This is a genomic window from Microbacterium sp. P5_B6 (assembly GCF_056400345.1).
In genome coordinates this window covers 20,287-33,757 of the sequence record NZ_JBFULL010000018.1, presented here as the reverse complement: position 1 = coordinate 33,757, position 13,471 = coordinate 20,287, and the positions used below count along the sequence as shown (strand labels likewise).

The following is a 13,471-nucleotide window of genomic DNA, read 5'->3' as shown; positions in this document are numbered from 1 at the left end:
GAGGCCGGCATTGTGGTGTGGGCGGAGATCCCGCAGATCTCCGACTTCCTGCCCCTTGGAAAAGCAGACGCAGAACGGCAGCTGACCGACCTCATCGTTCAGAACCGTCACCACGCCAGCGTCGTGTGTTGGGGCCTGTCGAACGAGATCACGATCACCCGCAATACGCCCGAGATTCTGACCGCGCACCAGGAGCTCAACGAACTCGCGCATCGCCTCGACCCCACTCGTTTGACGGCCATTGCGAACGTGTTCGTGCTAGATCCCTCCGACCCTCTCGCGACGGTCACCGACGTGATGAGCTACAACATCTACTACGGCTGGTACGTCGGAGACTTCAGTGACAACGAGAAGTGGCTCGACGAGTTCCGCGTCGAGCATCCCGGAGTAGCCGTCGGCATCTCCGAATACGGCGCGGACGCGAACCCGCGCTTTCAGACAGCGAACCCGGTGCGAGGCGATTACTCAGAGCAGTTCCAAGCGGCCTATCACGAGCACATGCTCACAATCATCGCGGAGCGTCCTTGGCTCTGGGCTACGCACGTCTGGAACCTCGCGGACTTCGGTGTGGATGGCCGCAACGAAGGCGAGTTTCCAGGACGGAACCAGAAAGGTCTGGTCAGCTTCGACCGCTCGCTGAAGAAGGATGCGTTCTACCTCTACAAGGCTGCCTGGTCGACGGAACCGTTCGTCCACATCGCTGGACGTCGGTACGAGGATCGCGCAGAGGAGGTGACCCAGGTGGCCGTCTATTCGAACTCCGACGAAGTCTCGCTGTGGTGCGATGGTCAGCTCATCGATCAGCAGTCGGGAACGCGGGTCTTCCGCTTTTCTGTCCCGCTCTCGGGCGACCACGAGCTGGTTGCACGTGCCGGGGACAYCACCGATTCGATCCGGATTCGTCGCGTCGCGACGCCGAACGAGCGGTACTCGATGGAAGTCGCGGAAGTGACGAACTGGTTTGAGGAAGACGAGCTTCCGGCCCCGGACGGTTTCTACTCGGTCCGGGACACGCTCGGAGACATCAAGCAGTCTCCTGGAGGCGCTGCGCTGATCGAGCAGCTCATGTCTCGGATGGCGGGCGGTGCAAGTCATGTTGCCGAGAACATGATGACCACGGAGGTGGCCCAGTATGTGCTCAGCCGGATGACCTTCCAGGCCGTTCTGCAGCAGGCGCCGGGATCAGTGTCGAAGGAACAGGTCTYGGCGCTCAACGCCGCTCTGAATCAGATCTCTCGAGTTTGAGCTTGCTGAGTCGGTGGCGTCTCCGTTGAGAACGCACCGACTCGCCAAATGAAAGACGGACTATCAATGACGAATTTTCCCACCGGCTTCCTCTGGGGAGCTGCCACCGCCGGACACCAGATCGAAGGCAACAACGTCAACAGTGACTGGTGGGAGCGTGAGCTGACCTTTCCCGGCATGGAACTCTCGGGCGACGCCGTCGACAGCTACCACCGTTTCCGCGAGGACATCGACCTTCTCGCCGATGCGGGGCTCACGACCTACCGCTTCAGCCTCGAATGGTCCCGCATCGAACCTGTGGAKGGGCGCTTCTCACGCGCCGAGCTCGCCCACTACCGCCGGGTGATCGAGTACTGCTTCTCACGGGGAGTCGTGCCCTTCGTGACCCTGCAGCACTTTACGACTCCCCGATGGTTCGCGAACGACGGCGGCTGGACCTCCCCCAGGGCCAAGGAACGCTTCCTGAGCTTCGTGACCGAGGCCACGACCATCCTCGACGGCGTCGAGTGGGTCGCCACCATGAACGAACCGAACATGCAGGCGGCCATCATGACGGCGATGCGCCGCATGACCGCGACCCAGGGCGGTCAGTGGCAGAGCCCCACCGTCGAGAGCGACACCGAGCGCGAGGGCGGCGAGGAGACGAAGCTCGAGAAGAAGCAGCACGGCGCGTTTCTGCAGGACGCCGACCCCGAGATCGGTCGCACCTTCGTGGACATCCACCACGCCGCACGCGAGATCGTGCGTGCACAGACGAACGCGAAGGTGGGCTGGACCATCGCCGCGGGCGCCTTGACGGCAGCTCCGGGAGGGGAGGAGAAGCTGAGGCAGATCCGCTACGGCAAGGAGGACGTCTATTGGGAGGGTGCCCGGGGCGACGACTTCGTCGGAGTCCAGGCGTACTCGAGTCAGCAGGTCGACGCCAACGGACTCGTCCCGCACCCGGCGCACCCCGACAACACGCTGGTCGGAACGGCGTTCCGACCAGACTCGCTCGCGATGGCGGTCCGCCACGCGTGGGAGGTGTCGGAGGGTGTGACCGTCATCGTCACTGAGAACGGAATCGCGACCGCTGATGACGCGCAACGTGTTCGCTACACCGACCTGGCATTGCGCGGCCTGGCGGAAACCATCGCCGACGGCATCGATGTCCGCGGCTATCTTCACTGGAGTCTGCTCGACAACTTTGAATGGGGACACTGGGCTCCGACCTTTGGCCTGATCGCTGTCGACCGCAACACGTTCGTCCGAACACCGAAGCCCAGCCTCGCCTGGCTCGGCGACGTGGCACGCGGAAACGGACTGGCCTTACTCGGAATTCAATCCCGCTACGCATGATAACGAAGCACCGGGCGCGTTGCCGTTCGGTGTCAAACAAGGAGGTTTGAAATGAAAGCTGCGATACTTCGGAATTGGAGCCTCGCATGACCGATCCCGTCACCAAGGAGGAAGGCGAGGACCAGCGCTGGACGTCCGCAATCGCGGTCCACTACGACTCCAAGAAGCGGCTCTCTCGCTACATCCGCTGGTATCTGTTCCTCGCGCTCGCTATCGCAGCGATCTGGACGTCCTCGCAGGGCATTCTGATGCCGAACCAGGTCCAGATCATTCAGTTCRGTCAGTTCTTCACCGGTGCGGACGCGGGTGTGGACCTGCAGGCGCTCACCGAGCTGGGAAGAGCGGTCGCTGCCGGTGACATTCAGCCCAGCGCCGACCAGACCCGACAGCTTGCCCTTCTCGATGACTTTGAGGCCTCTCGCGCTGCGGGCCTGGCGTTCGTCACCACGACCAGCGCTATCGTCGTCATGCTCCTTCAGCCCGTCATCGGTGTCATGTCCGACCGGACTCGCTCCAGGGCTGGGCGACGTGCCCCGTGGATCCTCTACTCGGCGCTGGTCGGCGCGATTCTCCTCGTCGCAGTTCGCTACGCTCCGTCGGTGGCGGTCCTCGTCGTGCTGTGGACCCTCACGGAGCTCGCGTTCAACGTCACCAGCAACCCGCTCCAGGCCACGGTTGCGGATCGTGTACCGCATGAACGCCGCGGGCGGGTGACCTCCTGGACGAGCATGGGCTCGATCATCGGTGGCCTGATCGGCGGCATCGGCGCCGGTGCCTTGTTCGGTCTCATTGGGTTGGACTTCTACCTGATCCTGGCTCTCGTCGTGGTGATCGCGGCCGTTCTGTTCGTGACTCGCAACCGGGACGAGAGTTCCGTCGATCTCCAGCGGGACAAGTTCGCGTGGAAGCCGTTCCTCCGCGGATATGCCAGCGCGTTGAAAGAGCCGAATTACCGCTGGCTTTGGATCTCCCGAGCCCTGTTCTTCTTCGGGTACAGCACAACGACGGTTCTCAGTCTCTACATGCTCCAGAGCTACATATCGCCGGCGCTGAGCGCCGCGGAGGCCTCCGCCACCGTGCCGCTGCTGGGCCTTTGTGGAATCCCCTCCACGCTGATCGCTATCGCGGTATCCGGACGGCTCTCTGACCGCATAGGTCGACGCAAGCCCTTCGTGGTAGTCGCATCGGTCCTCATGGCGGTGTCTCTGGCGATTCCGCTCATCTCCCCGACGCTGCCGGCGCTGTTCATCCAGGTCGTCATCACCGGCGCGGCGTTCGGCATCTACATCCCCGTGGACAACGCAATGTTCATCGATTTTCTGCCCGACCCCGCCCGAGCAGCGCGTGACCTTGGTCTGGCCACGGTCGCGATGAACCTCGGGCAGGCTCTTGCCCCCGCGCTCGCTGCCGTTGTGGTCGCGGTGACCGGTGGGTATCAGTTCGTCTGGGTGGCGGCGCTCGTGCTGGTCGCGTTGGCGACGCTGACCATTTCACCCATCAAAGAAAAGCGCTACACGCTTGCGTAGACGCCGAGGTCCCCGAAGGCTCCACCAGGGGGACCCCTGGACGCCGAAAACGCCTCAACTGATATGTGACTGGTTCCTGTCAAGTGGCAGGGGAAAGAGCGCCMGGAGTGATCGAGCTCGGGGCGCTCTTTCGCTGGGGTCGGCGGCGTCGCATTGATGGGTGGCGAGCGTGTCGTGGCGACGCGCGGTCAGACTGATATGCGCGGGTTGGTTACCGCAGGACGGGCTTTTGGGCTGGAGCGGGACCGCTTGTCTAGAGTCGAGCGTCACCCGCCCGTGGGCGGGTTGCTCATAGTTGATTCGCGGGTCGCTCCTCGCGTTGCCGTCACCGTGTCCGCGGCGCCGCCGACCGGCTTGAGCCGTCAGTCGGGCATGACGGCCAAGGACCAGCACCAGCCCGCGAGCTCGCGGGCGATCGCGACGTTCGCGATCACGGGCCGCTTCTTCCGGGCGGTGAATTGCTGCCATTTGTGGTGGAGGCGGTGGTTGCCGGCGTCACCTCTCGCGACGGCCATCCCGGGAGCCTGAGCCCAGCGGGCTTGCATGACCGCGCCGGGTCGGTACGGTTTTCGGTGATGCCAGGCTGATTCAACGAGTAGTCGGCGGGCGTGCGTGTTGCCGGTCTTCGTGATTGATCCCTGCACCCGGGACTGCCCGGAGGAGTGCTCCGATGGGACGAGCCCGAGGAACGCGCCGATGGTGGACCCGGTGAACCTGTCCCAGTCGCCGATCTCGACCGCCAATGCGAACGCGGTCAGCGTGGAGACGCCCCGCAGACATCCGAGCCGTCGCACCACGCCCGCGTACTCGCTGGTCACCGCCATCTGCTCGATCAGCCGGTCCAGGCGGTCCTTACGGGCGGCGACCTGCTGCACGGCCTCGTAGTCGGCGTCGAACGCGGCCTGCAGCCCGGGCTGGTCGAACCGGTGCCGGCGCAACCACGCGTCATGCGCGCCGGTCCACGCGTGTTTGCCGTCGTAGATGACCCCGTGCCGCAGCAGCAGCTTCGACAGACGATGCCGTGCTGCCATCAGCTCGCCGCGGTTGTCTTCCCGGGCGCGGACCAGATCCCGGGCGGTCTCCTGCTCGAGTGACGGCACCCGGACGGCGACGATCTCGTCCAACCGCCGCAGCCGGGCCAGATGCAGCGCGTCGCGCGCGTCGGTCTTGACCCGGTCCCCGGTGGGTCGTTGCAGCTTCGACGACGCCGCGACCAGACACGAGATCCCCGCCATAGCGGACAATCGCGCCAACGAAAACCCCGTCGGACCGGCCTCATACGTCACCGCCGCCGGCTGCGGCAACGACCTCACCCAGGCGACGACCTCGCTCGGGTCGTACCCGAATCTTCGCCTCAACACCTCCCCGGTCTGCTCGTCGATCGCGGCCGCGACCACGCTCCGCGCGTGCACATCCAGCCCGACGCTCGTACGCTGAGAAATCAACTGGGGCCTCCATTCGCCTGTCGGATAGGCCAGCCCTCACAGGGGGCTGGCAACCCACGTTTAGGCGAATCGAGGCCCCAGMCTCAAGAGGACCGAAGACCCATACCGTCTAGCCCACGGCACCGTTCAGACCGTACGAGAACGCACCCAACATCGGCGCCTTCCMACGCGCAGCCGCTAAGTCCTCGGTTCCAGCAGTAACCCCATCCGTCGGCGGCTCCCCCGATAGGCTCTGATCCTGATGAGCGACGATTCCCCAGACACAGAAGCGACGCGCGTTGAATCGGTCCGCAACCCTAAGCCCACGATATATGACGTCGCAAAACACCTCGGATTGAATCCGTCGACGGTGTCCAGGGCACTCAACAACCCCGGCCGAGTAAATCAGGCGACCGAAGCCAAGATTCGTGCGGCGGCCAATGAACTTGGCTACCGGACGAATCCCTTCGCTCGCGCGCTGCAAACGGGTAAGACCGGCACCTTCGCGGTGATCCTCTCCGACATGACTAATCCGGTGCACTTCGACCTCATCCGGGGGGCCGAGCAGGTCGCCGCCAGAAACGGCCTCACGCTCATTCTTGCGGAGACCCAAGGCTCTCCGGACGCAGAAAGAGCGACGATCGCCCGTCTGCAGCGCTCGGTCGATGGAATCCTAGTCGTTGCGTCGCGTCTAGATGCCGACTCGTTGCGCGCCATTGCCGCAGAGACGCCCGTCGTTGCCGCTAATCATGCAGCAGACGGGATCCCATCGGTGTTTGCGGACATGCGGACCKGTCTCATCGAAGCGGTGGAGCACCTGCACGGGCTGGGGCACCGGTCGTTGGCGTACCTCGGCGGTCTCAACGCTTGGATCGACGCGGCCAGATGGGATCTGCTGCTCGGTGAAGCGGAGAGTAGGGGAATGTCCATCGTCGAGATCGAAGCCGATTCCGCAACTGTGGCGGGCGGCGCCGGTTCCCTTCGCCGGGTGCTCGCGAGCGGCGTGACCGCGGTGGTGGCGTACAACGACTTGGTCGCGCACGGCCTGTTGCTCGCTTCCCGAAGCGCGACCGTCGATGTACCCGGAAGGCTGAGCGTTGTGGGTTTCGACGACATCTTCAGCGCGGAACTTTCGGTCCCTGCCTTGACAACTGTTCGCTCGCCGCTGCGCCAAATCGGGACAGTGGCCATGAACCGGTTGATCACGGGCGCCTTTCCGGGTACCGAGTCCGAGAGAGTCGCGCTTGCGACGACACTTGTTGTCCGTGAATCCTCAGGACCGCCGCCCGACAGTTAGATAGGTCTGTCGTGGGGCGACACGTTCAGAGCCGCGTAGTAGCGCCGGCTAAACGACATCAGACCGACCCACGGGCGCCTTTGGCGGTCCGGCTCACAGCGGCCGCCACGCTCGGTCGCAGTGCGGCCGCCCAGACTCGGGCAAGATCTTTGGCAGGTTGGCCAATCGATTGTCGTGTAGCCTCGGGGCCGCCACCGCACCGATCAGCGACTTGCCAAGGTCTAGTGGGTGTCTTCGGCTTCGATCTCGGTGCGGTCGCCCGACCACAGCGTGTGGAAGGTGCCGGGCTTGTCAACGCGCTGGTAGGTGTGGGCGCCGAAGAAGTCCCGCTGCCCCTGCACGAGTGCCGCCGGCAGGCGGTCGGCGCGCAGCCCGTCGTAGTATGACAGCGAGGACGAGAACGCCGGAGCGGGGATGCCGGTGCTCGCCGCTGTGCCGACAATCCGCCGCCACGCGTCCTGCGCGCGGCCGAGCGCTTCGACGAAGTACGGCGCGGTGAGCAGCACCGGCAGCTCCGGCGTCTCGGCGTAGGCGTCCGCGATGCGGTTGAGGAACTGTGCGCGGATGATGCAACCGCCGCGCCAGATCTTCGACACCGCGCCAAGGTCGATGTTCCAGTCGTACTCGGCCGCGCCGGCGCGGATCTCGTCGAACCCCTGCGAGTACGCGACGATCTTCGACGCGTAAAGGGCCAGACGCACGTCCTCGATGAACGCGTCGTCGTCCTCCGCGAAGCCCGAGGCGGACCCGCCMGAGGCGTCGGGACCGGGCAGCTCACGCGAGACGGCACGCTGCTCGGGGTGCGAGGAGAGCGAACGGGCGAGGGTCGCCTCGGCGATGCCCGACACCGGAACGCCCAGGTCGAGTGCGGTCTGCACCGTCCACGCGCCGGTCCCCTTGGCGCCGGCCTGGTCGAGGATGACGTCGACCAGCGGCGCGCCCGTCTCGGCGTCGACCTGGCGCAGCACCTCGGCGGTGATCTCGATGAGATACGACTCGAGCTCACCCCTGTTCCACTCCGCGAACACGTCCGCGATCTCCGCCGGGCTCTTGCCGGTGCCGCGGCGGATGAGGTCGTAGGCCTCGGCGATGAGCTCCATGTCGGCGTACTCGATGCCGTTGTGCACCATCTTCACGAAATGCCCGGCGCCGTCATGGCCGATGTGGGTCACGCACGGCTCGCCCTCGGCGACCGCCGCGATCGAGCGCAGGATCGGACCGAGCGTCAGCCAGGACTCGTCCGAACCGCCCGGCATGATCGACGGGCCGTGCAGCGCGCCCTCCTCCCCGCCGGAGATGCCCGCGCCGACGAAATTGATGCCCGTCTCCCGCACCGCCTTCTCGCGGCGGATCGTGTCGGTGAAGAGGGCGTTGCCGCCGTCGACGATGATGTCGCCCGGCTCGAAGACGTTCACGAGCGCGTCGATGACGGCATCCGTCCCGGCCCCGGCCTTGACCATGATGATCGCCGTCCGCGGCTTCTGCAGCGACGCCGCGAACTCCTCGTACGTCTCGGCCGGCACGAACTCCGCTTCGGGGTGCTCAGTGAGCAGCGTCTCGGTCTTCGGATAGCTGCGGTTGTAGATGGCCACCGTGTTGCCCTCGCGACTGGCGAGGTTCCGGGCCAGATTCGACCCCATCACCGCCAGCCCCACGATGCCGATATTCGCAACCGGCTCGCGGGCGGCACCCGGGCCCGTGGGAGTCGGAGCCGGGCGCTTCACCTCTTCCGGGGCAGGGGCACCCTCGTGCACCCGGGTGGAGCCGGGCTGGTCATCGCGGTCGGTCGAGACGTTCGTCTGCGCGTGGTTGTCGTTCGAGTTCATGTTCTTCCTTCGTTGAGAAGAGGTGTCCCATGGATACGCCCTTCAAGTACGAGGCTCCGATTCGGACGTCTGTGCCACGAGCCGAAAGGGAGCATGTCAGTGCAGCTTCGCCTTCCGTACCCGGCCTCCACGTACGTCGACGTCTATTGGGCCGGCGCGATGCCAGTCGATGCGCGCACGACGAGGGTCGTGGCCAACGGCGGCATTGCGTCGGCCGCCTCGTTGCCGGCGAGCCGCGCGAGCAGATTGGCCACGGCACGCTCACCGGCCTCCACCAGCTGCGCCCGCACGGTGGTGAGTGGGGGTGTGATCAGTTCGCTGCCGAAGATGTCGTCGAATCCGGCCACGCTCAGCTGGTCCGGAACTGTGATGCCCTTCGCGGCCGCGGCTTGCATGAGACCGATCGCGAGGAGGTCGTTGAAAGCGACGACCGCGGTGGGACGTGCAGCGAGGACGCGGCGCAGCGCTGCCCGACCGCCGTCGATGGTCGGCGAATTGGGTCCGATCTCCACGAGGGAGAATCCCAGTCGGCCGGAGGCCTCGAGCATCAGCTCGAATCGCTTGTCGCTGATCCAAGAAGTCTCCGGGCCCGACAGGTATGCGATGGACCGGTGTCCCAGTTCGGTGAGATGCGTCAGGAGCTGTCCCACACCGCTCTCGACATCGGGGAGCACCCCCGGAACGCCCTCGACAGCACGATTGATGAGCACGACTGGTTTCCGCTCCGCAACCTCGGCGATGCGCTCGCTGGACAGCCTCGTGGTCGCCATGACTACCCCGTCGACACTCGGCATGAGTCGCTCGATCACCGTGGCCTCAGCCTCGCCCGATTCTTGGGACTCGGCGATGACCAGCGTGTAGCCGGCGGCGGTGGCTGCTTGCTCCGCCCCACGCACGATGCCGAACACCACCGGGTTGGTGATGTCTGCAACGACGAGCGCCAGCGTATGACTGCGTCCTGTTTGCAGGCCCCTGGCCATCGGGTTGAACCGGAAGTTGAGTGTGTCTGCCGCCGCGCGGATCTTTGCCTCTGTCGCGACGCTGATCCGCCCTGGCTTTGACAGTGCGCGCGAGACCGTCGACGGATTGACGCCCGCGAGCTCAGCGATGTCGTAGATCGTCGCCGCTCCTCCACGCCGCCGCACCCGCGCGGCGATCTCCGGAGGAACTTTCCCATCGATGTGTGCCGGAGCGCCGTCAACCATTTCGTGAGATCCAATCTACTGCTCTGTCCACAACCTCGGCCAACGACGACTCCACGTCGACGACAACGCCTCGCTCATCGGACTCGAGGGGCTCCAGGGTGGACAGCTGGGAGTCCAGGAGTCCGGGCGGCATGAAATGATCATCCCGCGCTGCCGCTCGGGCGGCCAACACGGCGCGCTGCGCGGTGAGGTGAACGAAGACCGCGTCGGGGCGAGCGCTGCGCAACCGATCACGGTAGGTACGCCGCAACGCCGAGCACGCCACCACGACGTCTACCTTGTCCGCGAGGCGCGCCCCGACACGATCGAGCCACAGCCACCGATCCTCGTCCTCGAGCGGGATACCTGAGGCCATCTTCTCTACATTCGCCGCGGGGTGTAGCTGGTCTGCGTCGATCCAAGGTGTCCGCAATCGCGTCGACAAAGCGCTCGCTACCGACGACTTACCCGCCGCCGAGACGCCCATCACAACAACCGCGGTCACGCCGAAGCTCCGGCGAATACCTGGGCACGAATGTCGTCGAGGACGCGAGCGACCGACTGGGTCGCCACCGCGTCATGGGACGGATGCTGGCGCTCACCTCTCGCGATCGCGTCGGCTACTGATCGGAGCATGGGGACATACCCGTTGCCTTCCCGCGGACGGGAGAGGCGGTCCGGTTCGCGAAACATTGCCCCCGAGGATCCGGCGTGCAGCCGCGCCACGTCCGTCGCCCAGAACATCGCGGGGATCTCGATCCAGCCCGCGGTGCCGCTCATCGAGGCGGACGGATCGACGAACTCGATGATGGAGCAGGCGAGCTGGGATGACCCTCCGCCCTCGTGCCTCAGAGTGATGCGGGCTGAGACGTCGACCCCGTCCAGAACCGACCCGGTTGCCGAGACATCGATGACCGGTCCGAGCACCCACTCTGCGAGCGTGACGGGGTAGATCCCCTGGTCAAGCACAGTGCTGCCGCCCAGCTCCGCATTCCACCGGTTCCCTCCCGCCGGAAAGGGCAATCCGAACGCGCCGCGGACGTCTCGGGGCTCCCCGATGAGGCCATCTCGGATGAGGCGGAGGACTTCGACATGCAGTGGGTTGAACTTCATCCACATCGCTTCCATGGCGAAGCGGTCGTGTGCGCTCGCCACCTCGAACAGCCGCTCCACCTCGTCGGCCGACATCGCCATGGGTTTTTCGACCAGCACGTGCTTGCCCGCTTCGAGAGCGCGGACCGCCAGGTCGAGATGAGTTGCCGGCGGTGTGGCGACATAAACGACATCGACATCGTCGCGCTGCAGGAGGGCGTCGAGGTCCGTGGTCGCGAATGCAATCCCATGTTCCTGCGAGAACGCTTCGGTCTTCTCGGGGCGCCTCCCCCACACCCCCGCGACGACTCCGCCCGCGGCCTGAATGTCAGGGATGAAGGTCTCACAGATGCGGCCAGTTCCGAGCACGCCCCACCGCTGGGTTGAGTCCGAGTTGGTCACTGGCGCCATCTCATTCGCCGGCACCGGGCTTGCGGCCCTCGAGTCCGCGCCAGCGCTGACGCAGAAGCCGCGCAGCAGACTTCGGTTTGCGGTMACGCGTGAAGACGCCCTTCTTATTGCCGTCGACGCGGTGCAGCCCGTTGTCGGTGGCGAAGTCGGCGAAGTTCCATACGTGTTCTCCGACGAATTGGGGGAAGCGGTCGAACACGCTGTGATTCGCCTCGAGATACGCGATCTGATACTCCTCGGTCCAGACTTTGTCCTCCCAGACGGAGTGGACGCCCGGTTGGGTGTCGGCACCGTACTCGCTCATCATGATGGGCTTCTCGACCCGGTCGATCCAGCCCTGCAGGTCGCCCTGTAGGTATGCCTGAGCAACATCTAGCTCGCCGCCGGCGATGTACCAGCCGTAGTAGCGGTTGATGCTGACGACGTCGAAAAGGTCGACGATGAGGTCGTTCTTGAAGGTGGCGAACATAACCACCGAGTAGGTCAGCGGGCGAGTGGGATCGAGTTGCCTTGCAAGTTCGACGAGCGGTTCGAAGTACTCGCGGGCACCCTCTTCGTTCGAGGCGGGCTCGTTCGCGATGCTCCACATGACCACCGAGGGGTGGTTCCGGTCTCGCGTCATGAGCTCGCGTAGATGCTGTGCGTGCGCCGCCTGGGTCTTGTCGTTGGCGTACTGCTCGGAGAAGGTCGGGAACGGGGGCGTGCCGGTCATCCCACCGACCACGCCCATGTTCAGCCCGACTGCGGCCGTCTCATCGATGACGACGATGCCGTGGCGGTCGGCGAACTCCAGAACCTCCTCGGCATACGGGTAGTGCGACGTACGGAAGGAGTTGGCGCCGATCCATTCGAGCAGCTGGAAGTCGTGCACGAGGAAGGCGTCGTCATGACCCTTGCCTCGCACAGGGGCGTCTTCGTGCTTGCCGAATCCTGTGAAGTAGAACGGCTCGCCGTTGATGAGGAACTCGTATCCGCGCACTTCCACGGTGCGTACGCCGACTGCCAGCGGATAGCTGTCTACGACTTCGTCGCCGACGACGAGTTCAGCAGTCAGCTGATAGAGATAAGCAGCGCCGGGCTTCCACAGCACAACGTCGGGGATCGAAAGGGTGCCTTCAGCGCCGCCAGCCGAGGCCACGACATTGCCTTCGGCGTCCTCGAGCCGCACGCGGACATCGCCGGCACCGTTCACCGCTACGCGGTAGTCGACAGAGCCGGTGGCGTCCTCGAAATCAGTGACCACGACGATGTCTTCGATGCGCGCCTTCGGGCGACTGTAAAGCCATACCGATCGAGCAAGACCCGCGTAGTTGAAGAAGTCGTGGAAGTAGGTCTGCTTCTGCTTTCCGGTGATTCCGACTTCGATCTTGCCCGGGGGTATCGTCTCGTTCGTGAGATTGCCCGACACGGCGACCGTGAGTCGGAACTCTCCCCCGGCCGGCATCAGATCAGTGACGTCGACATCGAAAGGCGTGTAGCCGCCGATGTGCTCGCCGACCAGGGCGTCGTCGACGTATACGCGCGCGGCGTGGGTTGCTGCATCGAACCGCAACAGCACGTCCTCGCCGCTCCACCCACGGGGCACCCGCACCGTGCGCTGGTAGTAGACCCAGCCGACGTGCTTGCGGATGTCCGGATCTGTGAACAGGTCGTTGTACGAGGCCGGGACCGCCGCCTCGAGCGGTGTGCGGAGCGTCGATTCCCACGGCTTCTCGTCTACCCGGGAGTCCAGCGCGAAGCGCCAGACCCCGTCCAGATTGACGAGATCGCGGGTGGGGGTAGAACGGGGCTTCAGCATTGCGGCCTTTCTGCGCGACGGTGCGTGTATGGATGAAGTTAACCAGAAAACCACTCGAGTGGCAATCGATTGCCGGAATACGGCCTCAGATGGTCTGCCCAGCGTCCGCAAGAAGCGTGCTGCCGGTCATGATGGCTGATGTGTCGCTCGCGCAGAACAGCACCACGCTGGCGATGTCGTCCGGTGTTCCCGTTCGACCGATCAGGCTTTGCGCCATCACCGGCATGACGGCGCTCGCATCGAGGCGCACGCTCCGTCGGGACAGTGAGAGCAGGTCGGCGAGTGGTTCGGCCGATACGTCAGCGAACGGGAACGGCATGATCTTCTCCT

The 13,471-nt window shown here is 65.0% G+C and carries 11 protein-coding genes; 4 read left to right on the top strand and 7 right to left on the bottom strand.

Annotation, left to right across the window (positions count from 1 at the left end):
- From AC1DP3_RS16440 to AC1DP3_RS16430, 3 genes are all read left to right on the top strand, one after another.
- Positions 1-1,245, top strand: a 1,245-nt coding sequence (locus tag AC1DP3_RS16440) for a glycoside hydrolase family 2 TIM barrel-domain containing protein (RefSeq protein WP_477295138.1), incomplete at its 5' end; no start/stop codon positions are given.
- A 66-nt stretch (positions 1,246-1,311) separates the two neighbouring features.
- Positions 1,312-2,583, top strand: a complete 1,272-nt coding sequence (locus tag AC1DP3_RS16435) for a family 1 glycosylhydrolase (RefSeq protein ID WP_477295136.1) — start codon at positions 1,312-1,314, stop codon at positions 2,581-2,583.
- An 86-nt stretch (positions 2,584-2,669) separates the two neighbouring features.
- A complete protein-coding gene (locus AC1DP3_RS16430; protein ID WP_477295135.1) occupies positions 2,670-4,109 on the top strand; it encodes an MFS transporter in 1,440 nt (479 codons plus the stop codon).
- Between the two features lie 362 nt (positions 4,110-4,471).
- Here AC1DP3_RS16430 and AC1DP3_RS16425 read toward each other — a convergent pair whose 3' ends face one another.
- Positions 4,472-5,551, bottom strand: a complete 1,080-nt coding sequence (locus tag AC1DP3_RS16425) for an IS110 family RNA-guided transposase (protein ID WP_477295142.1) — start codon at positions 5,549-5,551, stop codon at positions 4,472-4,474.
- A 244-nt stretch (positions 5,552-5,795) separates the two neighbouring features.
- Here AC1DP3_RS16425 and AC1DP3_RS16420 point away from each other — a divergent pair, with 244 nt between their 5' ends.
- Entirely contained in the window at positions 5,796-6,830 is a 1,035-nt protein-coding gene (locus tag AC1DP3_RS16420) for a LacI family DNA-binding transcriptional regulator (RefSeq protein WP_477295133.1), read from the top strand.
- A gap of 221 nt (positions 6,831-7,051) precedes the next feature.
- Here AC1DP3_RS16420 and gndA read toward each other — a convergent pair whose 3' ends face one another.
- The 6 genes from gndA to AC1DP3_RS16390 all read right to left on the bottom strand — a co-directional run bounded on the left by gndA (position 7,052) and on the right by AC1DP3_RS16390 (position 13,460).
- On the bottom strand, positions 7,052-8,656 hold the full coding sequence (gene gndA, locus AC1DP3_RS16415; RefSeq protein ID WP_477295131.1) for an NADP-dependent phosphogluconate dehydrogenase: 1,605 nt from the start codon (positions 8,654-8,656) through the stop codon (positions 7,052-7,054).
- A gap of 143 nt (positions 8,657-8,799) precedes the next feature.
- A complete protein-coding gene (locus AC1DP3_RS16410) occupies positions 8,800-9,861 on the bottom strand; it encodes a LacI family DNA-binding transcriptional regulator (RefSeq protein ID WP_477295129.1) in 1,062 nt (353 codons plus the stop codon).
- Entirely contained in the window at positions 9,854-10,345 is a 492-nt protein-coding gene (locus AC1DP3_RS16405) for a gluconokinase (RefSeq protein ID WP_477295127.1), read from the bottom strand. The genes AC1DP3_RS16410 and AC1DP3_RS16405 overlap by 8 nt, the downstream gene beginning before the upstream one ends.
- Complete coding sequence (locus AC1DP3_RS16400) at positions 10,342-11,334, bottom strand: Gfo/Idh/MocA family protein (protein ID WP_477295125.1); 993 nt, start codon at positions 11,332-11,334, stop codon at positions 10,342-10,344. The genes AC1DP3_RS16405 and AC1DP3_RS16400 overlap by 4 nt, the downstream gene beginning before the upstream one ends.
- A gap of 10 nt (positions 11,335-11,344) precedes the next feature.
- A complete protein-coding gene (uidA, locus tag AC1DP3_RS16395) occupies positions 11,345-13,141 on the bottom strand; it encodes a beta-glucuronidase (RefSeq protein WP_477295123.1) in 1,797 nt (598 codons plus the stop codon).
- Positions 13,142-13,226: 85 nt separating this feature from the next.
- Complete coding sequence (locus AC1DP3_RS16390; RefSeq protein WP_477295121.1) at positions 13,227-13,460, bottom strand: SDR family oxidoreductase; 234 nt, start codon at positions 13,458-13,460, stop codon at positions 13,227-13,229.
- Positions 13,461-13,471 lie beyond the last annotated feature (11 nt).